This window comes from Gottfriedia sp. NPDC056225, assembly GCF_042267765.1.
In the GTDB taxonomy this organism is placed as follows: domain Bacteria; phylum Bacillota; class Bacilli; order Bacillales; family Bacillaceae_G; genus Gottfriedia.
This window is the reverse complement of sequence record NZ_JBHJTJ010000003.1, coordinates 51,312-74,058: the sequence shown is the minus strand read 5'-3', so window position 1 is coordinate 74,058 and position 22,747 is coordinate 51,312. Positions and strand designations below refer to the sequence as shown.

At 32.3% G+C, this 22,747-nt stretch carries 19 protein-coding genes; 8 read left to right on the top strand and 11 right to left on the bottom strand.

The window, feature by feature from the left end:
- Nucleotides 1-125: 125 nt before the first annotated feature.
- From ACFCYN_RS03745 to ACFCYN_RS03720, 6 genes are all read left to right on the top strand, one after another.
- Nucleotides 126-368 carry a hypothetical protein gene (locus tag ACFCYN_RS03745; RefSeq protein WP_375947614.1) on the top strand — a complete coding sequence of 81 codons (243 nt, stop codon included), beginning with the start codon at nucleotides 126-128 and terminating at the stop codon, nucleotides 366-368.
- A gap of 381 nt (nucleotides 369-749) precedes the next feature.
- Nucleotides 750-1,856, top strand: coding sequence for a GerAB/ArcD/ProY family transporter (locus ACFCYN_RS03740; protein ID WP_375947612.1), 1,107 nt, complete (start codon nucleotides 750-752; stop codon nucleotides 1,854-1,856).
- A gap of 1,521 nt (nucleotides 1,857-3,377) precedes the next feature.
- Nucleotides 3,378-3,524 carry a hypothetical protein gene (locus ACFCYN_RS03735; RefSeq protein ID WP_375947610.1) on the top strand — a complete coding sequence of 49 codons (147 nt, stop codon included), beginning with the start codon at nucleotides 3,378-3,380 and terminating at the stop codon, nucleotides 3,522-3,524.
- Nucleotides 3,525-3,819: 295 nt separating this feature from the next.
- Nucleotides 3,820-4,068: a hypothetical protein gene (locus ACFCYN_RS03730; RefSeq protein ID WP_375947608.1), complete on the top strand. Its 249-nt coding sequence runs from the start codon at nucleotides 3,820-3,822 to the stop codon at nucleotides 4,066-4,068.
- Nucleotides 4,069-4,606: 538 nt separating this feature from the next.
- Entirely contained in the window at nucleotides 4,607-5,404 is a 798-nt protein-coding gene (locus ACFCYN_RS03725; protein WP_375947606.1) for a DUF2628 domain-containing protein, read from the top strand.
- Between the two features lie 238 nt (nucleotides 5,405-5,642).
- On the top strand, nucleotides 5,643-5,951 hold the full coding sequence (locus ACFCYN_RS03720) for a hypothetical protein (protein WP_375947604.1): 309 nt from the start codon (nucleotides 5,643-5,645) through the stop codon (nucleotides 5,949-5,951).
- A gap of 789 nt (nucleotides 5,952-6,740) precedes the next feature.
- Here the strand turns inward: ACFCYN_RS03720 and ACFCYN_RS03715 are convergent.
- The 9 genes from ACFCYN_RS03715 to ACFCYN_RS03675 all read right to left on the bottom strand — a co-directional run bounded on the left by ACFCYN_RS03715 (nucleotide 6,741) and on the right by ACFCYN_RS03675 (nucleotide 17,955).
- Nucleotides 6,741-7,862, bottom strand: coding sequence for a glycerate kinase (locus tag ACFCYN_RS03715; protein ID WP_375947602.1), 1,122 nt, complete (start codon nucleotides 7,860-7,862; stop codon nucleotides 6,741-6,743).
- A 13-nt stretch (nucleotides 7,863-7,875) separates the two neighbouring features.
- A complete protein-coding gene (locus ACFCYN_RS03710; protein ID WP_375947600.1) occupies nucleotides 7,876-10,098 on the bottom strand; it encodes a glycoside hydrolase family 65 protein in 2,223 nt (740 codons plus the stop codon).
- Nucleotides 10,095-11,129, bottom strand: a complete 1,035-nt coding sequence (locus ACFCYN_RS03705) for a Gfo/Idh/MocA family protein (RefSeq protein ID WP_375947829.1) — start codon at nucleotides 11,127-11,129, stop codon at nucleotides 10,095-10,097. The genes ACFCYN_RS03710 and ACFCYN_RS03705 overlap by 4 nt, the downstream gene beginning before the upstream one ends.
- Nucleotides 11,130-11,145: 16 nt before the next feature.
- The gene (locus tag ACFCYN_RS03700; RefSeq protein WP_375947598.1) at nucleotides 11,146-11,940 is read right to left on the bottom strand and encodes a sugar phosphate isomerase/epimerase family protein; all 795 of its coding nucleotides are present in this window, start codon (nucleotides 11,938-11,940) and stop codon (nucleotides 11,146-11,148) included.
- A gap of 57 nt (nucleotides 11,941-11,997) precedes the next feature.
- A complete protein-coding gene (locus tag ACFCYN_RS03695; RefSeq protein ID WP_375947596.1) occupies nucleotides 11,998-13,056 on the bottom strand; it encodes a zinc-dependent alcohol dehydrogenase in 1,059 nt (352 codons plus the stop codon).
- 31 nt (nucleotides 13,057-13,087) lie between these two features.
- Nucleotides 13,088-13,942, bottom strand: coding sequence for a carbohydrate ABC transporter permease (locus tag ACFCYN_RS03690; protein ID WP_098121570.1), 855 nt, complete (start codon nucleotides 13,940-13,942; stop codon nucleotides 13,088-13,090).
- Nucleotides 13,926-14,810: a carbohydrate ABC transporter permease gene (locus ACFCYN_RS03685; protein WP_375947593.1), complete on the bottom strand. Its 885-nt coding sequence runs from the start codon at nucleotides 14,808-14,810 to the stop codon at nucleotides 13,926-13,928. The genes ACFCYN_RS03690 and ACFCYN_RS03685 overlap by 17 nt, the downstream gene beginning before the upstream one ends.
- A gap of 161 nt (nucleotides 14,811-14,971) precedes the next feature.
- A complete protein-coding gene (locus ACFCYN_RS03680) occupies nucleotides 14,972-16,261 on the bottom strand; it encodes an ABC transporter substrate-binding protein (RefSeq protein WP_375947590.1) in 1,290 nt (429 codons plus the stop codon).
- 11 nt (nucleotides 16,262-16,272) lie between these two features.
- On the bottom strand, nucleotides 16,273-17,955 hold the full coding sequence (locus tag ACFCYN_RS03675; RefSeq protein WP_375947588.1) for a sugar phosphorylase: 1,683 nt from the start codon (nucleotides 17,953-17,955) through the stop codon (nucleotides 16,273-16,275).
- A gap of 477 nt (nucleotides 17,956-18,432) precedes the next feature.
- Between ACFCYN_RS03675 and ACFCYN_RS03670 the strand changes: the two genes are divergently transcribed.
- Entirely contained in the window at nucleotides 18,433-19,452 is a 1,020-nt protein-coding gene (locus ACFCYN_RS03670) for a LacI family DNA-binding transcriptional regulator (protein WP_375947586.1), read from the top strand.
- A 22-nt stretch (nucleotides 19,453-19,474) separates the two neighbouring features.
- Nucleotides 19,475-20,146, top strand: a complete 672-nt coding sequence (gene pgmB, locus ACFCYN_RS03665; RefSeq protein WP_375947584.1) for a beta-phosphoglucomutase — start codon at nucleotides 19,475-19,477, stop codon at nucleotides 20,144-20,146.
- Between the two features lie 83 nt (nucleotides 20,147-20,229).
- On the opposite strand, the gene bioB is transcribed toward pgmB, so the two are convergent.
- Both bioB and bioD read right to left on the bottom strand, forming a co-directional pair.
- Entirely contained in the window at nucleotides 20,230-21,225 is a 996-nt protein-coding gene (bioB, locus tag ACFCYN_RS03660) for a biotin synthase BioB (RefSeq protein WP_172446039.1), read from the bottom strand.
- Between the two features lie 23 nt (nucleotides 21,226-21,248).
- Nucleotides 21,249-21,929, bottom strand: coding sequence for a dethiobiotin synthase (gene bioD / locus ACFCYN_RS03655; protein WP_375947582.1), 681 nt, complete (start codon nucleotides 21,927-21,929; stop codon nucleotides 21,249-21,251).
- Nucleotides 21,930-22,747: the final 818 nt, after the last annotated feature.

Below are 22,747 nucleotides of genomic sequence, written 5' to 3'. Positions count from 1 at the left end.
AAAAACTTAAAATAAATGCGCTTTTAAAGTAGATTGTTGATTTTCTTATACGACTAGTTGAACAAGGATTTTTGTACATAACGTCGAATAATATCTATTAAATTTAATTTTATCAGGAGAGAAAAATGAAAAGAAATATCATATATGTTGTGTTATCACCAATAATTTTTTATTTATTACTAAACCTTTTTATAATAATTGGATTTGACACGGATAATGCATTTGCTATTACACTTTCTATATTTTTAGGAATTATTATAAGTCTATTAGTATCGATTAATAAAAGACTTTCAACAGATACACCAAAATCCGATAAAGTAAAAGCTGCTTATGCCAATAATCTGAAAGAGAGAGGAATTAACAATTAGGCAGAGGAAATTAAATGAATTCTTATTTATCTAACAGTGCGATTCTTCAAAAACGAAGGATCGTTTTTCTTATGCAGCTAAATGGCAGGAAAGTTGAATAAGATTCTGAGCATTTTCTATGAATATTGTATTCAAATCTAGGTTACATAAATACGCTTCTCGGCAATAAAAACGTTGGTGAATATTAACATTCTAATAGGGAAATTTAACTATATTAATTATCTACGTAACTTATATTCCCATTTATTATTTCTGCATTTGTAATGTAATTGTTTTATGTTGGTAAAAATAACACGAATCGGGCCTTTTTTATTCTTCCTATTGATTTGCATCCATTTAGTAGGAGTTAAAAGTTATTGCATCATGAAAGGATCTTATTGAATGAATATTAATAGTTCAACTGATCGAATTAGCAATTTTCAAGCAATTATGTTTTTAACAAACTTTATTTTAGGAACTGGAATCTTAGTTCTTCCTAAAGTAGTAACAGAAAAAGTAAAAACTCCAGATTCGTGGATATCAGTCATTTTAGGTGGCTTATTATGTATTCTTGTCGTACTTTTACATGTTAAACTATGCCAAAAATACCCGAATGAAACGTTTTTTCAATTTAATCAAAAAATTGTTGGAAAATGGATAGGCTTATTTCTAAGCTTAATTGTAATTTTCTATTACATAGTGCTTTCAGCATTTGAAGTTCGAACCTTGGTTGAAACGATAGGAATATATATGCTTCAAGGCACTCCAATGTGGGCTATTATGATACCATTTATTTGGATCGGTCTATACTTAGTACTTGGTGGCATTAATTCTTTGGCTCGAATGTTAGAGATTATATTTCCTATTGCGGCTATCTGCTTACTATTAGTTATATTTTTAGGTATCGGTATATTCGAAGCTGATAATTTACGTCCTGTATTAGGGATGGGAGTAAAACCAATCCGTAAAGGAATAATAACTGCTAATTCAGTATTCTCTGGATTTGAAATTATTCTCTTTATATTTATGTTTATGAAAGAAAAAAAACAAGCACCCAAAGTCGTTATTATTGGACTTGGAATTCCTATTTTTTTCTATACAATGACTACAATTATAGTAGTTGGAGCACTTTCAGTAGACGGAGTATTGTTACAAACATGGCCAGTACTCACATATATTCGAGGTTATGAAATTCCAGGTCTTTTTTTTGAAAGGTTCGACTCTTTATTCATTGTAATTTGGATTATGCAAATATTTACTACGTATACAATTGGTCTTTTTCTATCCGCTTTAGGAATGACACAAATTTTGAAAAAAAAATCTATTCGACCTTTTCTTTTTGGTATGATTCCTATTATTTTTATCATTGCAAGTGTTCCTAGGAATATCAATGAGGTATTTAAAATGGGAGGAATGCAAGGAAATGTTGCTATTTATTTATTTAGTATACTTCCAATCTTACTACTAATCATCTCCTTTATAAGAGGAAATATAGATGCGAAAATTTAACATATTTCGTTCGTATAACAATATTTGGATGCTAGTACTTTTTCTTTCACGTCCTACAGGATATTGGAGCAATAAGATTCATTGAATACCTTACTATCCCCATAGGTTCATCATTTAAAAGCGACTCCATCTTCTGTTGAAGGTATTCAATTCTAGTTAACATAATCATTGGTTATATAAATGTATATTTTGATAACAAATCTAATACTAAAGATTTATTTCTTGTAACTTGGTTTAATATATTTGCTTTAATATTTACAAGCTTATGCAACTAACGCATGCGACTCTTCAATAGAAGATCGCTTTTTTTTATTCAACAAAATGGCAGGATAGTGAAATAAGAATTAAAATTTACATATTTTAACAAAGTTAGAATCACGTCAACTGACCGTATTATGAAATTAGGAGTTTTATTAGAAATAATTAATTTCGAGGAAAGTAGGAATGCTACTTTCTCAAAATATTAAGGGGTAATATATGGATAAAAAATCAGTTATCACCATTTGGCTAGTTTATATAACTCTAGATAGTATGGAAGGTTTAGATATATCCCACTTTTGGATTCTTAACCAATTAACTAAATTAGTTATTTGTTTCACTGTATTTTTTCTTTTTGCATTTATCTGGAGTAGTTTTACAAAAGAAAAATTCTAAAGCCACGCAACATTTCTTTTCCTTATACAACTAGTCGAGTAGAATGGAGTCTCTTTACCTTGCGGTAAATTGAACTCCACCCCCTCCCAGAACCGTGCTTGCACTATTAATGCACACGGCTCCTCCAACTTATCATTCACAGAATGTAGCAATCTTAAATATTGCTAATTCTACTATCCATAATAGTTTTGTTTCCATTTATTCTACCTCTGTGTGTAGTAAATGTGTCCTTATTAAGGGTGATACTTTGGTAGCAGTCTTTCCTCCATCGGCATTACCCAACTTCATAGGTACTACACTGCTATCCGACTCCCTACATCGGCATTTGGTTTCCTTACTTGTTATCGCTTGTACACCATACTCTTCTATTAAATGAAAAGACCGGTAGGGTCTCCCGAGTTGCCGTATCATATCAATGTGTTACGTGCCAAGGTCTCTGACTCCGGAGAGGCTTTACCCTTCTTGCCTTAACGAAAGGTAAAATGTTGCTTTCTGCTATGCGTAAGGCATCAGCCCTCTCGATTTACTAACATTTCGAAGCTCAATCCCTTCAACCATTTGGCTTTCGGCCCGCAACCTAACTGTCTACGCTTAAAGATTAAAGTTACCTTTAATCCTCCAAGACTCGCTACGAGTGAATGGCTAGTTCTTTCTCGACGGGAATCCCACCCGCTATATGATACGACCTAGGCTCGGCCGCACACGCATGCATTAGTTGAGCAAGGTATGGATGTTAATCTAAAATTATCGGCTTAAAAATGTTGTAATTTGTCGGTTAATGTTTAAAAGTTGAACGATTTTCTTAATATAAAATCCCTATCAATTTTCATTATAATTAGTGTATATAAGTTAAAGGAGAGTTAAAAATTGAATAGAAATCCAGATAATAGAAACAATCAAAATCATAGAAATGACGATTCGTTCGACCGTGCTTTTTTTGGAAGTCCAGGTGTTATGCTTACATTAATCGCTATTATTATTTTAGGTTCTATCATTTGGAATTACTTTAAGTAATTTCTATTTTTATTTCTCTATTTTATGAACCCTTATGCAACTAACTGATGCATTAGTTGAACAACCTAAAGCTACTTCGGTAGCTTTTTCTTATTCAAGTAAATGGCAGATTAGTTCAATAAGGATTGTCTGATTTTATATGAAAAAAATGTGAAATCCCCCTAATTACAAAAGTCGATATGAGCTATATAATTTAAACTAATAGGTTACAAATTTTAAGGGATCTCGGAGCGATAATAATGGTATTAGTATTTGATTTAACTTTTAATATATTAGGTTTTGAGGTGAATAATTTGTGTGGGATATAATTTTGGGAGCTATGTCCATAGTGGCAGGTTTTATATGTATAGTTGCAGGTATTTTTTTAATCGTAATGGCTATAAGATTTAGCATCTCTGATTTTAAGGAAGCAAAATCTGCTAAGAAAAAATGGAGTGTAGTACATAACTCTATTTTTAACGATTTTTGGGGATTAGTTTATGGATTAGTTTTTGGATTGGGTTTTACTATGATAGCTTATGGCTTTCATAATTTATTATATTAAACTAACGCACTGCTTTAGTTGAACAACAAGATCGGCTGTATAGTCCGTTTTTTTATTCAACAAAATGGCAGTTTAGTTGAACAAGGAATAAAGGTATTTTTAGTTATTAATAAGGATTATTCTAATAATGGGTTATTTACTTTATGCTGTTTTCGTATAGATTAACTTTAGCTTTTTTGCTTTTGATAAAGAACTATATTTTTTATTCATTTAATAAATGAGTTAGTTTTAAATTACGAGTTGTTTGCAGCTCGTTTTTTTTATTGGGGTTACTGTCGGGAAGTTGAAAAAGTAATTAGTTATAGAATCAGTATTTCGCATTACTTACGGCATATATGCCGATGTAAAAGGTATTTTTTTGTGGAGGATCGCATAATGTGTAAGGTCTATATTGGATTTCTTTATCAAATTATTAATGGAAGATAAAAAAATGAGAAGATTGTTATTGATAAAGAAAAGCACTGTTTTTGTAAAGTTTGTTGCTAAACAACAAAAAACTAAATAGTGAAATAACTAAAGAGAGATTGGAGATGATGATGTGTGTCCCTCTGACTATGATGAAAGATTCAATGCCCAAAAATCGTTGGAACATCGATTAGAAGAATATGAAAAAGTGGTGAAAACGAATCAGTCGTATTATGGTTTTAAATGGGGACAGGTTTCAGACCCAACGAAGAAAAACACTTGGAACTGGGCCGCTTTTTTCTTTACTTTACACTGGTTCGCGTATCGAAAAATGTATAAGCCTTTTATTCTACTAGGTTTCATCGTGACAGTTTGGATAGTGTCTTTTCTAATTTTCGATCTCTCTGTTAGGATGAAAATCATTCTTTATTTGGTAGTACCTTTAGGGATTTCTTTTGTATTAGGATGGCAAGGTAATCGGTTGTATTATCACCATGTAGGGAAAATATTAAAACGTTCTAAAAAAATGTCAGAAAAACGAAGAGAGTATTATATCCAAAACAAAGGTGGAACCCATGTCGGTATGCTTGTTGGCTTAATTTCTCTTTTAATCATTTCAGATGTTGTAATTGGAACATTGGCTACCTATATTCCAACGAAATATAACATCACCACCTCTGTTGCAGGTACTAGTGAAGGATTTAATTTGGAAGATTATACTAACAATCCAAATTGGAAAGTACTAGAAAAGAAAGATGGGTATTATGTGGTGGAATTCAAAGGATTTGATTATAGTTATCACGAAAATGTTCGGATACTTTTCCGTGTTTATTTTTATAAAGATGTGTATGATTGGGAGAAAGTTTATCTGAACGGTAAGTTGTTAAATGATCAAGAAATGGAAGATTATGAAAATTATATAAATGGTTAATAGTTAAGTGCACTATCTAAAAAAAACAATAGTTATTCAACTACCATGGGAGTACGATATAAACTTCCATTCACTGTTGTGAATCTGAGGATTCATGGATGGCTAACGCGTGCAATAGTTGAAGATCACAAGCTGCTAATTTGCGGCTTTTTTTATTGAAGTAAATGGCAGTTTAGTTGCATAAGAGAAAAGGTAATTTAAAGGGATTTATAGAAGAGGTTATGTAGGAGGCGGTACAATGATAGGTAGTTTAATGACGATTTTGTTCATTGTAATCACGATTTATAAAATATTGAAAAGCAGAAAAATAATAAAGGAACTAACAAAACTTCAGATTTCAGGTGTATTTTTAACCTATCTTATTACGATTTTTTTTATGTTTATTTGCATTTATTACGGTGGCAATTGGATTGGAGAAAGTCTTTCAAATCTATTTGTAAGAAAATTGATTCAAATCATAGTTATTATTCTAACTCTTATTATATTTGGTAACATTTTAGAAAAAACGCTTAAAAAGATTACTAATGGGGTTCTTCCAAAAAAATAAAAGTTGTTCAACTAACTGATGCATTAGTTCAACAACTGACCGACGATTTTGTCGGTCTTTTTTATTTAACAAAATGACTGGAAAGTGAAATAAGAATTAAAGTTTACATATTTTTGCAAAGTTAGAATTACGTCAATTTACCTTATTATGAAAATAGGAGTTTTATTAGAAATATTCATTTCGAGGAAAGTAGAAAAACTAATTTTTTTTAGGGGGGATTTAACTGAAAAAATATATGAGATTAATTATGAGTATAGTAGTCTTTATAATGATTTTTATAGCACAGAATAATAAAAATATATTCATTCAAAAAACTTTATTTGGCATAATTGGTATAATATGTATTTTGTCAGTATTACATCTTTTAAAAAAACGAAAACAATATTTTAAAGAAAGAAAATCAATAACTTTAACACGTATTATTGCCCCTTTAATTCTGATAATTTGTTGTTTATGGGAAATATTTTCTTAATCAACTACTATGGGAGTACAATTTAAACTTCCATTCACTGTTGTTAATTCTGGATTCATGGATGGCTAACGCATGGCTTTAGTGTCAACGTGATCGGCTGAAAAGTCGATTTTTTTGGGTTCTAAATTGGAATTTAGTTGAAGAAGAACCAGATTAATATAGTAATGTGCGATATTATAGATTTATATATAATTTCAGAAAACGATATGTAACAACATATTTTAGAACAAATAATTCAACATTTTAGTTTATCAGAGCCTAAAATAAAAATAAAAGCAGAAAAACTCTTTAAAGTTTTTTCTGCTTTTTTACTTCAATTACTTTAATAGCACAGCAATATTCCTTGCCGTTCTTTCAACATTTTCAAATGCATTTTTCATAACATCTTCAATCGGCATGATTGCAGGAATCGTAGGAAAAATAGCATCGATTCCATGCTTATACAGTTCCTCTATTCCATTACCAATGCTGCCACAAATTGCAATCACTTTCGCATTTGGAGGCGCACAAGCAGCCGCTCCAACAGGGGCTTTACCAAATACAGTTTGGCCGTCCATTCTGCCTTCACCTACGATTACGATGTCTGCATCCTTACATACTTCTACTACATTTAATTGTTCAAGAACAAGTTCAATTCCTTTTTTTATGGTAGCATTTGCGAATAGCATTAGACCTGCACCCATGCCTCCACCTGCTCCACTACCAGGTATTTCTGATACAGTTTTACTTAGAAATTGTTCGGCAATCTGATAGAAACGTCCCATTGCCTCATCTAATTCAGCTAATTGATTAGCTAAAAGTCCTTTTTGTGGACCAAAAATATAGGTTGCTCCGTTTTTACCAGTCAATGGATTAATAACATCTGCGGCAATCGTGATGTTCACTTTGTCTAAAAGTGGTGATTTGTTTCGTTCACTTATTGATGCTACTTTTAGTAACGCTTCACCATTATTTTCAACTTTTTCACCGTTTTGATCGAAGAATTGATAACCTAATGCGGTTGCCATACCAATCCCACCATCATTTGTTGAACTTCCTCCAACACCAATAATAAGCTCAGAAGCTCCACGCTCAATTGCATGTAAGATTAATTCACCGACACCAAATGACGTTGTTTGTAATGGATTGCGTTTTTCAACTGGTACAAGATGTAAACCGCATGCTTCAGCCATTTCAATAAACGCTGTTTTATGATCTTTTGAAAATGCAATTTTAGCTAGAACCTTTTCATTAAGAGGGCCAGTTACATTAATCGTTTCAATTGTGCCTCCATTTGAAGCGATTAAAGCTTGAACAGTACCCTCTCCTCCGTCCGCTAGAGGTAATAAGTGATACTCTGCATTCGGAAAAACTGTTTGAAAGCCGTTATGTATGGCTTTCGCTACATTCATTGCATCCAAGCTTTCTTTAAAAGAATCAGGTAAGATTACAACTTTCATTTGTTCTCCTCCATTAAAATAATGTGGAAATTTGATTCTTCAAGTGAAATACTTCACCATTAATTTCGATTTCAATTTCCGTACCAGATTGCTTTGTCACAGTTACGGATTCATGTGTAATCGTAATTTCAAGATTTGTACCTTGAAAGTGGAACGGGAATGATAGTTTGTCCCAGTTTCCAGGTAAGTTTGGATTGATTTTTAACTTATTCTTTTCCATCGTAATGTTTGCAAAACCAAAGATCGTTGCTAACCAATTGGCACCTAGAGATGCTGCATGTATTCCTTCATCTGATGACTTCGGATTTGAGCCTAAATCGATTAGACAAGCTTCTTGGAAAAATCGGTAAGCATTCTCTACATCTCCACATCTTGAAGCAACAATTGCATGTATTGCTTTACTAAGGGATGAATCGTGGATTGTATGCTGCTCGTAATATTGCAAATTCTTTTTCACTACATCTGCTTCAAATAAAGTAGGGAATAAATATAGTAACATCACTACATCAGCCTGTTTTAAAATCTGCATCTCATTCACTTCTTGACGTGAATAATCTAGGAGTATTGCCTGGCTACCTTGTTTTTGTTTATAAGTCGATAAATCAATCTCTGGTTTCGTTAAGAATGTATCATCTTGAGGAATAATTTTATCTTCGTTTGCTTGTGGTAAATAAATTCTTTTCAGAAAATCCTTTCCACTTTCAAATAATACCTCATCAATCTTATTATACTTCTCCATATATTTTAATGCTTGCTGTACATTATAATTAGCCATGTAATTTGTATAAGCATTGTTGTTAATATGTTCTGTATATTCATCTGGACCAATTACATCTTTAATAGAGAGTACTCCATTTTCATCCGTCGTGCGACTAATCCAAAAACGTGCTGTTTCTTTTAGTAGCTCTAGCCCAACACACTCCATAAATGCTTCATCAAATGTATTTTCATAGTATTGACATACCGCATAGGCAATGTCAGCTACAATATGATGCTCAGCTAAAGCCGAGGCAACCTTTTGTCGTTTACCAGTTAATATATTAATAGCAGCATATTCTGGAGTTTCTTCCATACCAGTAAACGCACTTTCCCAAGGAAACAGCGCACCAGCATAACCATTTTTAGCAGCTTTTTCTTTTGCTTCTTTTATATGAAGATATCGATACGTCAATAGTTTTCTAGCAACTTCTGGTTCAGTGAATAAATGAAAAGGTGCAATAAAAATTTCTGTATCCCAGAAAACATGTCCTTTATATCCTTCACCTGTTAAACCTTTTGCGCCAACACTAAAACGTTCGTCATGTGAAGGTGTCATCATTTCAATATGATATAGAGAAAAATCTAATGCAATTTGATCGCTCTCATCTTTTGAAGAAATGATTACACGCTTCTTTTTCCAAAAGTCTTCCCACATACTAGATGAACTTTCTAGTAAACTTTCGTATCCTGCTGAGCTATTTTCTTGAACTGCATGAATACTAGCTTGCTCGGGATCTTCTTCTGACTTATCAATTGAAGTATAAACCGAACTAATTTTTTCAAATTCGAATGGCTGATCGACGATTACATCTTGTTTTATAATAGCCATAAGTTGACGATTTTTAGCCACAAATGAAACATCACTTGTATCCGGTGTATTACATGATGTTGCTAAAGCAATCATGTGATTACTTTCAGTCGTTTTATAGACAGCATGTAATATTTTTTTATCAATCACTCGTATGTTTTCTTCTACTAAATGTTGCTTTCCGAAATTTGACGTTTGCGCATCAATACCAGTTGTTACTTTAATCGTTGCATCACAGTCTAAACTGATTACATTCATTTTAGATGCAAGTAAATGTAAGTTATCTTTTGATACAAATCGTTGAAATTTTATACAAAAACGGTTGCCATCTTTGTTTTTCCATACGATTTCTCTAGTTAGTTCACCTTTTTGCATATTTAAATTACGATTATAAGAAAGGATTTCCCCTGAAAGGACAGAAAAAATTTCGTCATTAATTTCAATTTTCATACCAACTAAATCTGGTAAATTTACTAACTCTGTCACATCATTTTGCGTAGATTTATTATATATTCCTGCTACATACATGCCACGAGTTTGTTCAGCATAATACTCTTCATGGCTTGCACGTAAACCTAAATATCCATTCCCTAGTGCCATGATCGTTGCATACTTATTTATATATTGTAAGTCAAATTGGCTTTCATTCATTACATTTACTTCATTCATAAAGATACACTCTCACCTTTTTTGGCTGATTGATAGATCGCTTCTACAAGTCGTTGAATCGCATATCCTTGTTTACCATCTGCTAGCATAACATTCTGCCCTAAGCAGCTATTAACAAAGGCAGCCATACTTTTTGTATGACGGTCGGGATCAGCTTCTTCTCTTTTTAAAAGGGATACAAGCTCTCCTTTTTCATCTGTATAAATTTCCGCTGGAAACATCGAAGCACCAGCCTCATCTCCACAAAGTTCTACATTCATTTCTGATTTTTCTTTTATATTTAATGCAAAAGATGTTTCTAATTGAATTAAACATCCATTCTCTAATTCGATATGTGAAAATAAAGAATCTTCTACTTCAAATTTTGATGGATCCCATTTGCCAAATGCACCTTCATTTTTCTTATGACCAATCTTCTTAAACATTTTTGCAGTAACTTTTTTAACTTTTGGGTAATCCAAAACATATAGTGCCGCATCAAGCATATGAATACCTAAGTCGATTAGAGGACCTCCACCTTGGATTTCTTTATTTGTGAAAGTACCCCAGCCTGGAATTCCATTTCTTCTTAAAGCTTTTACTTTTACAAAATAAACATCACCTAGTAAACCTTGATCAATTTTTTCTTTTAAAATCGTTACATCATCGGCAAAACGGTGGTGAAAATCATATGCAAGGATTAGTCCTTTTGCTAAAGCAGTTTCATGCATCTTTCTAGCATCTTCGGCTAAAATTGCTGGTGGTTTTTCACAAAAAACATCGCAATTATTTTCTAATGCTAACATGACATTTTCAAAATGAAATTTATTAGGTGTGCAAACGCTAACGATATCCGGTCTTTCTTTCTCGTACATTTCAACTGCATTAGTATAATAGTTTGGAATATGATTACGTTCTGCAAAGCTTTTAAGTGCTTCCTCATTTATACCAACAACAGCAACTATTTCTATTTCGGATCTAGTTTGATAGTAAGCAACGTGAACTTTTTCAGCTATTTGTCCCCCACCGATAATAGCTACCTTTTTTTTAATCACAATGCTCCCCCTCTCAAGCCAGAGCTTCTTTTATATGGTGAAATGCTTTAATATATTCATCCTCTAAGTTATTTCCACGAACACGGCACTCAAATGTTAAAAACCCTTCATAACCATCACTTTTTAATTGATTAAAATGCTTTTTAAAATCTAATGAACCACTGCCAGGCTGGAAACGATGATTATCTGCAATGTGTACATGTTCAACTAAATCACGATTAGTGTGAAGTGCTTCTGATATACCATCTTCCTCGATATTCATGTGGTAAAAATCAGCAATTATTTTGACATGTTTAAACTGATTATCTTCAATATATTTGCGTGCATCAGCTAAAGTATTAATCATATGATCTTGATAACGATTTAAAGGTTCTAAGTAAATTGTAGTTCCAGTTTCAACTGCTACTTTATCTAGAAATACTAGTGAATCGGTTACAGCTTTTCGATCATCGTCTAAGCTTCTTGGTGAAGACATAGGTGGTAATCGGAATGTAAACATCCCCCATGCTGCAGGAACTACAATCCCTTTACCCCCAACTTCTTTTAATGCTTTTAAAATCTCTTCAATTTCAGCTAACCCTCTTAAACGACGTTCTTCAATAAAGTCTCCTATCCAGCCATCATAACCACCGCAAGCTGTTGTTACAGGCAATCCAGTCTCTGCGATTGCTTCTTTCACTTCGTCTAAATGTTCAACTAAATATTTGCCATCAATTTCAAAGCCTTCAAAACCGATTTCTTTTAAATAGTTAAATTTTTCTTTAATGTTTTCTGGGAAAAAAGCTTGATTTTGTGTTCCGATTTTCATTAATATTCACTCCTAAACAGATGGGAGTGTAATACACTCCAAATAAATTTACATCGCTTACTTATTAAATTGAACACCCATCTTAATACTTAGCTCTGGCTTTTGGTCTACAAATTCCATATATGATTCCGCTACTTCATTAAATGAAACAACTGGCTCAATTAAATCTTCACAGTTTAAATAACCGTTCATTAATAATTCCCAACAAGTATTTTCGATTCGTTTACGATCCCAACGAGGGTAGTCAGGGTTTGGCTCACTACTGCCTCTTGAAAATACGATTTTAGCATTGTTAAAATGTGCCTCTCGACCAAGATTAAATCCTTCTAGGAACGGTTTAGCAAATGCAATATAAGAAATTGTTCCACCGTATGCAATTCCTCTTAATGCTGCTTGCAGCGCACTTGAAACACCACTTGTTTCAATAATTGAATCTGCACCTAGTTTATTTGTAATTTTTTTAATTTCATATCCTAGATCGCATGCTGTCGGATCAAAGCAATAGTCCGCTCCATTTTTTAAAGCGATATCACATCTGTGACTAATTGGATCTACACCGATTACAATACTCGCTCCAGCTTTTTTCGCTAATTGAATCGCGATTTGTCCAATCGCTCCTAAACCGATAACTACTACATAATCACCAGCTCTAACATTTGCATCTCTAACTCCGCTCATCGCAAATTGTGCTGGATCATAATAAACTGCATTCTTCCAAGAAGAACCTTCAGGCATTTTACGTAATTTATAGTTATCTACTGCATTCACAATGACAGTTTCCATAATCGGGCCGTAAGTACAAACTTGATCTCCTAGTTTATACTCAGTTACTTCATCACCAATTTCACAAATGCTACCGACAACCATGTTTCCTAATTGAAATTCTCCGAAGACAATTCCTCTAGCAGTTCCTTCTTCACGTGGCATAAACATTTTCCACTCATCATTGAACTCCTCATCAATAAATGGGCTAAGTCCTCTAAAATCAACAACTTCTGTGCCGTGCTTTGGAGATGCAAATTCTACTTTAATTTTCACTTCATTTGGTTTTACTTTGCGATCTTCATACTCAACTAATGCTGCAACTCTTGGTTCAACTGCTACTAACTTTTTCATTTATTATTTCATCCCTTCAGTAAAAAATTGTTTAGCCTTTTACTCCGCCTTCAGTTAAATTGCCTTTAATAAAGTGCTCTGATATTGCATACATAATAACTACTGGTATAGCTGTAACCAATGAGGCTGCCATCATACGACCCCATACATAATCTGGCGTGCTAAATAAAGTATTTAATCCAATCGGTAACGTAAAGTTTTCTGAACTCGATAAGAAAATTGATGCAAATAAATAGTCATTCCATGCAATCATGAAAGCATATACGAAAACTGATACTATGCCCGAAATTGACAATGGAATAATGATATAGATGATTATTTTTATTCGACTTAAACCATCAATCATAGCTGCTTCTTCTAAATCCTCTGGGATTGTATCGAAATAACTCTTTAACATAAATATTGCTGTTGGAAGGGTTTGAACGATCATCGTAATAATCAATGCCAGTTTTGTGTCATATAACCCAAAGCCAGAAATGATTTTGAATAAAGGGACTACTAGTAAAATCCCTGAAAACATATAAACAGTGTAAAAACTAGCGTTGATCGTTACTCTGCCTTTAAATTTAAGTTTTGATAAAGCGTAAGCTCCTAATATTCCTAGTACTACTGATAATGCAGCTGCGATTAGCGAAACAATTAAACTATTTTTAAAGTAGTTTAAATATGGGAATATTGTCGGATTAAAAATATCGATATAATGCTGGAAAGTCCATTCATGCGGTAAGATTGTTGGATGTGTTGCAATTGCTTCTTTTGAACTTTTTAATGACGTCATTAGCATAATAAAGAATGGAAATAACATGATTCCTAAAAGAAGGATTAGTACAACGTAAAATCCAGTCTTCTTAATAATTTTGTTTCTTTTACTACTTACTGCTGCCATTTAAGTTCACCTTCTTTCTTGATACGATAATAACAATGAATAAGATAATGAATAAGATTACGGAAATTGACGAAGCTTTTCCTAAATTATTGAAAGCAAACGCTGTTTCATATAAATAAATACCTAAAATATTTACTTTGTTTGTTAATAAATAAACATCTGTAAACATATAGAACATCCAAATAAATCGTAAAGTTACAACAGTTAGAAGTACCGGCATGATCGCTGGTAAAGTTACAACTTTAAATTTTTGCCAAAGTGTAGCCCCGTCGATTTCAGCTGCTTCATATAATGTTTTATCAACCGTTTGCAAAATTGCTAAGAACGATATAAACGCATATGGGAAGTACTTCCAAATCGCGAAAACAACTACGACTATAAAACTACTAACTGGATTATCAAACCATAACGGAGCAGTTTTAAATAAATGGAAAACATCTGTACCTAAGTAATTAATAATCCCATATGTGTTATTGAACATATATTTCCACGCAAAAACTAGTGAAATAGATGGCGTTACATAAGATAGAATAATTAAAGAACGAGCTGTTTTTCGAAACTTAAATGGGCGATTGAAGAACAATGCTACCGCAAGCCCAACTGCTGTACTACCAACTACAGTTAAAACTGTATATAAAATCGTAATACCTAAAGATTTATAAAACTCAATATCTTTAATAACATCAATGTAATGAGAAAGACCAACAAATGTAGCTGGTAATCTAGGGTTAATTGGTTGATCAAAAAAACTTATTTTAATATTAGACAACATAGGATAAGCAACTAGTAACAATAGTAAAAAAATACTTGGTAATAGTAATGCTAGCGCTAGTTTTATATCAGATTTTTTCCGGACAATCGGTTTCATAAATACCTCCTAAAAAACAATCTATTTCCTCGCTCGATAGATTGGTGATAAAGAAAAGTTGTTTAAAAAGCAACTTAGCTTGCTTTCAAGCGTTCGTTCTTTTTAAACAACTTTCAATAATTAAGAATTAAATAACTATTATAAATTGAATTAAAAAGTAATTATTTTAATACACCTTTTAATTTTTCTCCCGCATCTTTAACAGCAGAATCTACACTTTTTCCACCAACAGTTACTTCATTAATTAACTTAGCAATTGCGCCTGAACTTGTAACATCGCCCATTTTTAAGTAGTTCTTGTTATCAACAAGACCGAATACTTGAATGTTATCAAACGAACTTGCGATTTCAGTTGAAAGCTCACCAAATGAATTTACAACTTTATTTTCTTTATATTCTTTGCTTTCTGTTACATCTTTATTTACAGGTTGAGATCCACCTGGAGACATTAATACTAACTTCGTATTATTTTCTGGTTCAGCCATAAACTCTACGAATTTTTTAGCTGCAGCTTTTTGTGCATCATCTAAACCAGAAGAAATTGTGTATGCAGATACTGTTCCATATACTGCTTTTGTTTTTTCAGTTGGAATCACAAATCCAATATTGTCTGTTTTACCTTCTTCATATACTGATGGAAGAATATAAGTTGAATAAACAGCCATTGGAGCAGAGCCATTCATAAATGCGTCTTTTACTTCCGTAACATCGTTTGAACCTGGCATTGTGTATTTTGCTAATTCTTTATAGTAGTTTAAAGCTTCTTTCATTTCAGGCGTATTTAATGTTAAATCACCTTTACTATCGAACATATTTGCATTGTTTGATAAAGCAAATTGTGAGAATGCTTGCTCAGAGAATCCACCTTCAACAGTAGGGATTGCAATACCATATTTTTTGTTTCCACTATTAGTAAATGCCTTCGCAACTTTTAAAATATCATCCCAGTTTTTAGGCTCAGAAAATCCTTTGTCCGCAAGCATTTGCTTGTTGTACCAAATTCCTTGTACCCAACCACTCATTGGTACACCTGTATAATCTTTTCCGTCCTCAGTTTTTAATAACTTTAATGCACCTTCGTAATACTTATCTTCTCCTACTTTAGAGATGACTGATTTTACTGCATCTTTATCAATTAATTGATCCTTGTCCATAACTTTTGCATAATCTTGTCCTACTTCAATAATAGCTGGAAGTTTACCAGAGCTTGCTAAAGTTACAACCTTTGTATTATAAGAATCTTCCTCAACAGGAACTTGCTTTACTGTAATATTTGGATTTGCTTTTTCAAATTTAGAAATTAAGTCTGTAATAACCGCTAATCTTTCTTGTTCAACTGAAGAATGCATAAACTCAATCGTTACTTTACCATTCTCTTTTTTACCGCCACCACAAGCAGTTAATCCGATTGCTAACATTAAAACCAAGAACATACTTAGAAATTTCTTCATTGTTCTTCCTCCTAATTTACTGGTTTTAACCAAAGGAATTGATATGGATCTAAAGAATTAAATTCATTAAATTCTTCAACAACTCCAGTTAAAATATTCAAATACTTTCCATTTAAACCACATAAAACTTGTTCATTTGATAGATTATGAAGAATGATGATGTGATCATCTTCACTCGTACGTTTAATAGCAAATATTTTCTCATTCAGTTCAAGTACTTCCATTAATACATTCGGATTAAATAGTTTCTCTTCTTTACGTACTTGAATAATGTTTGTCAGTTCTGTAAAAACCTTATTTCTTAAAGTTCCCTCTTCATTTAATTCTTTTTCAATTTCAACAAGCGAATATTTTTGGCGATTAATTGAACGATTCATACCTGTTTTTTCAACGCCCGCATAATCATTTCTTGAGCCAAGCATACTTTGAATATAAATTGCCGGTACTCCTTGGAAAGTTAACAAGATTGAATGTGCTAGTAAGAATTTCTTTACTCGTTGGTCATCACTTGAAGATTGTTTATTTAAAGCATCTAGGTAAGTTACATTAATTTCGTATGGACTCTCAGTACCGTCCGAATTCTTCTTATAATTTACTAATGCTCCTTCTTCTTTTAGCTCTCCTACTAATGATAAAATTTCTTCTTCAGGAATAATTCCACGAATTGGATTTAAACCAATTCCATCATGAGAAGCTAAGAAGTTAAAGAACGTAGTATCTTCTCCAGAACCTTCAAGATTCTTCGCCCAATTAGTTAATGCACTTCCATTTCCTTTATGAAGTGAATATAAGACTAATGGAGGCAGTGGAAATTGATAGACCATGTGAGCCTCATCATGTCCGTTACCAAAGTACGAAATATTATCTAAGTGAGGTACATTTGTTTCAGTAATCATTACTGTACCCTTAGCTGCTTCATCTAATAAATCTCGGAATAATTTAACGATTTCATGTGTTTTTTCAAGATGGATACAAGATGTACCTACTTCTTTCCACATATAGCCTACAGCATCAAGTCTTACATATTCTGCTCCTTGTTCAAGGTAAAATAGTAAAACATCAATCATATCTAATAAAACTTGTGGATTACTAAAGTTCAGGTCAATTTGATCATCACTAAACGTTGTCCAAATGTGTTTTTCCTCACCATTAGCTAGTTTAAATTTTGATAGCAATGGAAGTGCCCTAGGTCTAGTCACTGAGCTTAAATCAATTGATGGATCCATTTCAGTGAAGTAATCATTATATTTTGGATCATTGTTCAAATAGCCTTGGAACCACTCACTCTTACTAGAGATATGATTACATACATAATCAAACATGATTCTCGCTGAATTTGATAAGCTTTCAATATGTGACCAATCCCCGAGTGTTGGATTTACTTTCTTATAGTTAACAACTGAAAAACCATCATCAGATGTATAAGGGTAAAAAGGTAAAATGTGAACAAGTTCAAATTTATTTGATAAATGTTCATCAAACATTTTTTTGAAGGTTTCTAAAGTTGGTATTCCCTCTTCTTGAAACTGATCACCGTAAGTTATTAAAACAACATCTGACTCGTCCCAATTTTGTTTTCTTTTTTTTGAAATTTTTAATTTTGCTTCTTCAATTCGTTTCTCTATCAAACTATTAATTCGATTTATATCTTCATTTTCATAAATAAAAGCTAATCTTTCTTTTATTTTACTCATATGATTCCTCCTTGTGGTATCGCTCCCACAGAGATGTAAAAAAAATTGGTACTCAATTGGTACCGCTCCCAAACTCAATATATTATAGAAAGCGCTTACTGTCAATTTAAAAAATTTATTTTTTTTTTGATTTGAATTTACTCTGATCGATTCATTCGGATTTCTTAATTCTTTATGACTAAACATTTAGTATTGCTACTTTTTTATATTCTCCATATAATTGCCCTAGTAATAAATAGTTAATTTTTCACTATGCTATGTTCACAGTCTTGACAAATTTTAAAAAAAGTCGTTACTATCATGATATATTATCAGCATTATTTTTTCTGGTAACCGCTCCTAGTTACTAACCAGAAATGATATTTCGATATAACTTTACCGATTTAAATAGTTCTTTTCTAAAATAATTTAACTAATTAATTAAAGATAAAATGTAAACGTTTTTACTACATTATAAAAAATGAATGGAGCATACAAATGGGCCCTACAATTTACGATATTGCTCGCGTGGCTAACGTTTCAAAGTCCACTGTATCTCGAGTACTTAATAATAAAGAAAATATTTCAGAAGAAAGTCGCTTGCGAGTTTTAAAGGCAATAGAAGAATTAAATTACCAACCTAATAAGTTAGCTAGGGCTCTTACATCATCTGGATTTGATGCAATTTTGGTAATGTCTCGTTCGACAAAAACAACTGCTGGAAACACGTTTTTCTCTGAAATTATTCACTCTATATCAACGAGATCAGAAGTAGAAAATTTCGATGTCATCATACAAACATCAAAAAATAGCAAAGATGAGTTAAATAAATGTATTGAGAAAATTCGCGGCAAAATGATTAAGGGAATTCTTATGTTGAGTTCGCCTGCAAATGAGGATTTTTTCAAAGAATTAGATAAATATAAAATTCCTGTAGTCGTTATTGGAAGAGTTGAAGGAAACTATCAACACATCTATTCTGTGGATACTGATAATTTTAATGACAGCTATCAACTAGTCCAACACTTGATTAATCAGGGACATACTGACATTGCTTGCCTTCATTCTTCTCTTGATTACCACGTTTCAATTGACAGATTGGAAGGTTATAAAAAATGTTTAATTGATAACGGAATTCCACTTCGTTCCGATCGAATTATTGATAGCGGATACACAATGGAAAGAGCATATGAAACTTCAGAAACCCTTTTAAAATCTAAAGATTTACCAACTGCAATATTTGCAATAGATGATCTAAAAGTGATTGGACTTTATAATACAACTGCAAAGTTAGGCATTTCAATTCCGAAAGATTTATCAATTATAGGATATAATAATGGCATTTTTTCACCGTTATTCTCTCCGCCTCTAACCGGGATCGAAATTCCAGTTATGAAGCTAGGTGAAACAGCGACAGATTTACTATTTAAACGCATAAAAAATGAACCAGAAAAAACAGAACATATTATTGTTCCAACAAAGCTGGTCGAACGAAAATCAGTTGCCAAAATAAATTGATTGAAATGATGGGGGTACCATTTTGAAAAAACAAATTGAAGCAATTATATTTGACTTAGATGGTGTAATTACCGATACAGCTGAATTTCATTATTTAGCATGGAAGAAGCTAGGTGCAGATTTAGGAATTCCGTTTGATCGTGAATTTAATGAAACGCTAAAAGGTGTAAGTCGAACAGACTCATTAGAAAGAATCCTGAAACTAGGCGACCGCCAAAATGATTTCTCCGAAGCTGATAAAATTGAGTTAGCAACAAAAAAGAATACTCATTATGTTGAGTTAATCCGTAATATTTCTGAAAAGGATCTATTACCTGGAATTGAATCTTTCTTAATTCAAATAAAAAAAGAAGGCATTAAAATCGCAATGGCCTCTGCATCAAAAAATGCATTAATGGTAGCAAATGCTTTAGGAATTACTGACTATTTTGATCACATCGTTGACGCTGCAACTGTCATTAATTCAAAACCGGATCCAGAAGTATTTTTAAAAGCTGCCCAAGCAGTTTCTGCTAATCCTGAAAATTGCATCGGTGTCGAGGATGCTGCTGCTGGTGTTGATGCAATTAATGCTGCAAATATGTACTCTGTTGCTATTGGGGACTCGACTGTTTTAAACCATGCTAATTTAGTTTTATCATCAACAGAAGAATTAGAGCTTAATAGAATTATTGATAAGTATTTAATATCATAACTTACAAAGATTAATTATCTCAGAATAATAATAAAACTATAAAAAAACGAAAATCTCATTTTTAGAGATTTTCGTTTTTTTAATTACGATAACATCAATTCTTGCTTTTCAACTAACTCAATTTCAAAACCTAAATCTTCAAGCATCGCATGATCACGATTAGTTTCCTGTCCCTCCGTAGTCAAATAATCACCTATAAAAATACTATTTGCGGCGTAAAGTCCAAGTGGTTGTAAACTTCGAAGATTTACTTCACGTCCTCCTGAAATACGTATTTCTTTTGTTGGATTAATGAATCTAAAAAGTGCCAAAACTTTTAAACAATAACGTGGATTTAATTCGTTCACACCTTCTAGTTTCGTTCCATTAATCGCATGTAAAAAGTTTACAGGAATAGAGTCGGCATCCAATAGTCGTAATGACCTCGCGATTGAAATAACATCTTGTTTTGTTTCCTTCATCCCTATAATAGCCCCTGAACAAGGAGATATACCAGACTGTTTAACTTTCTCAACCGTATCAATTCGATCCTGATATGTATGGGTTGTTGTTATATAATTATGATGCTCAGCTGAGGTATTTAAATTATGATTATAACGATCAACCCCTGCTTCTTTAAGTTCATTTGCTTGATGATCCTTAATAAGTCCTAAACAAGCACAGACTTTCAAACCATATAATTCTTTAATTTCCTTAACTGCATCAGTAACAACATTTACATCCTTGTTAGTCGGCCCGCGTCCACTTGCGACTATACAATATGTTCCTGCCTTTAAATCAAAGGCGCGCTTTGCTCCCTCAAGAATTTCTTCTTTCGATAGAAAAGCATATTTCTCGATTGGTGCACTTGAAATTGAAGACTGTGAACAATAGCCACAATCCTCAGGGCAATAACCACTTTTAGCATTAATGATCATATTAAGTTTAACTTTTTTTCCATAATAGTGTTTGCGAATAATAAATGCCCCTTGTAAAAGTGAAAGTAAGTCATCATCTTCACATGATAATATACTTAATGCTTCTTCGTCCGAAATTTCCTTACCTAAAATAACTTCATGTGCCAAATTAGTCCAATTCACTTTGTATCGCTCCTACTCATTTATCATTTCGTCAATAATTGTTGAATTTCAAAAATATGATCTTCCGTAAAAAAGTCCGACTGTTCCGGTATAACGCCTAGTATGATTTGACCAGTTAATTTCTCTAGCATCATTAAATTATCTTTTTCCATTTCACTCATCGTAGACGGTACCTTATTAATAAGTAAGCCTAAAATATTAATTTGGTGTGACTTTAAGTACTCAGTTGTTAGAACTGTATGATTAAGCGTTCCTAGCCTTAATGTAGTAACAAGAATTACAGGTAGATTTAACAGCTTAATTAAATCAATCGTTCCAAAGTTTTCTTTTAACGGAACTGCAACTCCGCCAGCACCATCAACAACAACAACATCATGTTTGTTTTCTAATTGCTTATATTTTTCCAAAATAACTTGCTCATCAATAAACACATTTTCTAGTTTACTAGCTAAATGTGGTGAAACAGGTGTTTCAAGTGTGTAGGTATTGTAGTAATGATCGTCTTCTAAAAGCGGTAATTTTTCTTTATAGAACGCTACATCTTCGCCTATAAATCTATCATTTACTTTAACTACTCCACTCTGAATTGGTTTATAAGGAATGGCATCAATACCTTTACGTTGCAAGCATGCTACCATTTGAGTAGTTACATAGGTTTTTCCAATATTTGTATCAATTCCAGTAACAAAATATCCTTTTCCCATCTTAAGCAGCCACCTTTTTTTCATTGTCTCTAGCCTTAGCAACATTAATTTTTGAGTTTGAAAAATTAGTAAAATTTGACAATCAGACAAAATTAAATTTACATGCAATTAAATTATATGTCAACCTTGATTTAATTTTAAGTTAACATATACATTTTCGGAGAATAACATTTATAAACCATTAACTATATCGGGAATTATCTTAAAAAAGTTACCAATTTTTACATATGTCTTTTTACTGCATTCTTGGTTTATTTGAAATATTCAACTAAGCTAAATGTAAAACCGTTGAAAATAAAACGACAGGAGTATTTATAATGAAAAGATTAATTAGTATAACGTCGTTTGCTTTTGTTTTTTTAATTTTAGTTAGTAGCTGTAGTTTAAAAGCTGAGAATCATAGTTTAAGGGGAACCTATTTATGTAAAAAACTCCCTCGAGTGACTATGGTATTTGATCAAGTGAGATCACAATAAATTCTATTATTATAATCCGGATTTATCTGTAAACAGCAAAGTAGATATTGGTACATATGTAAAAAAATCAAACTTAAAATATATAATAAGGAGTAAAAAGTTTAACAACGAAGAGCTTACTCTTAGTAAAAAAGGATTTACAATTTTTATAAATGGTCAAAAATATTATTTTTATCAATTTAGTAGTGTACCCACAATTGATGAATAACCACTTATACAAAGTGCAACTTAAAAATACTAGAAATCATTTCCTGTAATATTACTTTTTTTACAAAATTAAAAAATAATTATACATTTAAAAATTAAAATTATTGAGAACTTAATTGGAATCCTCTCTTTATA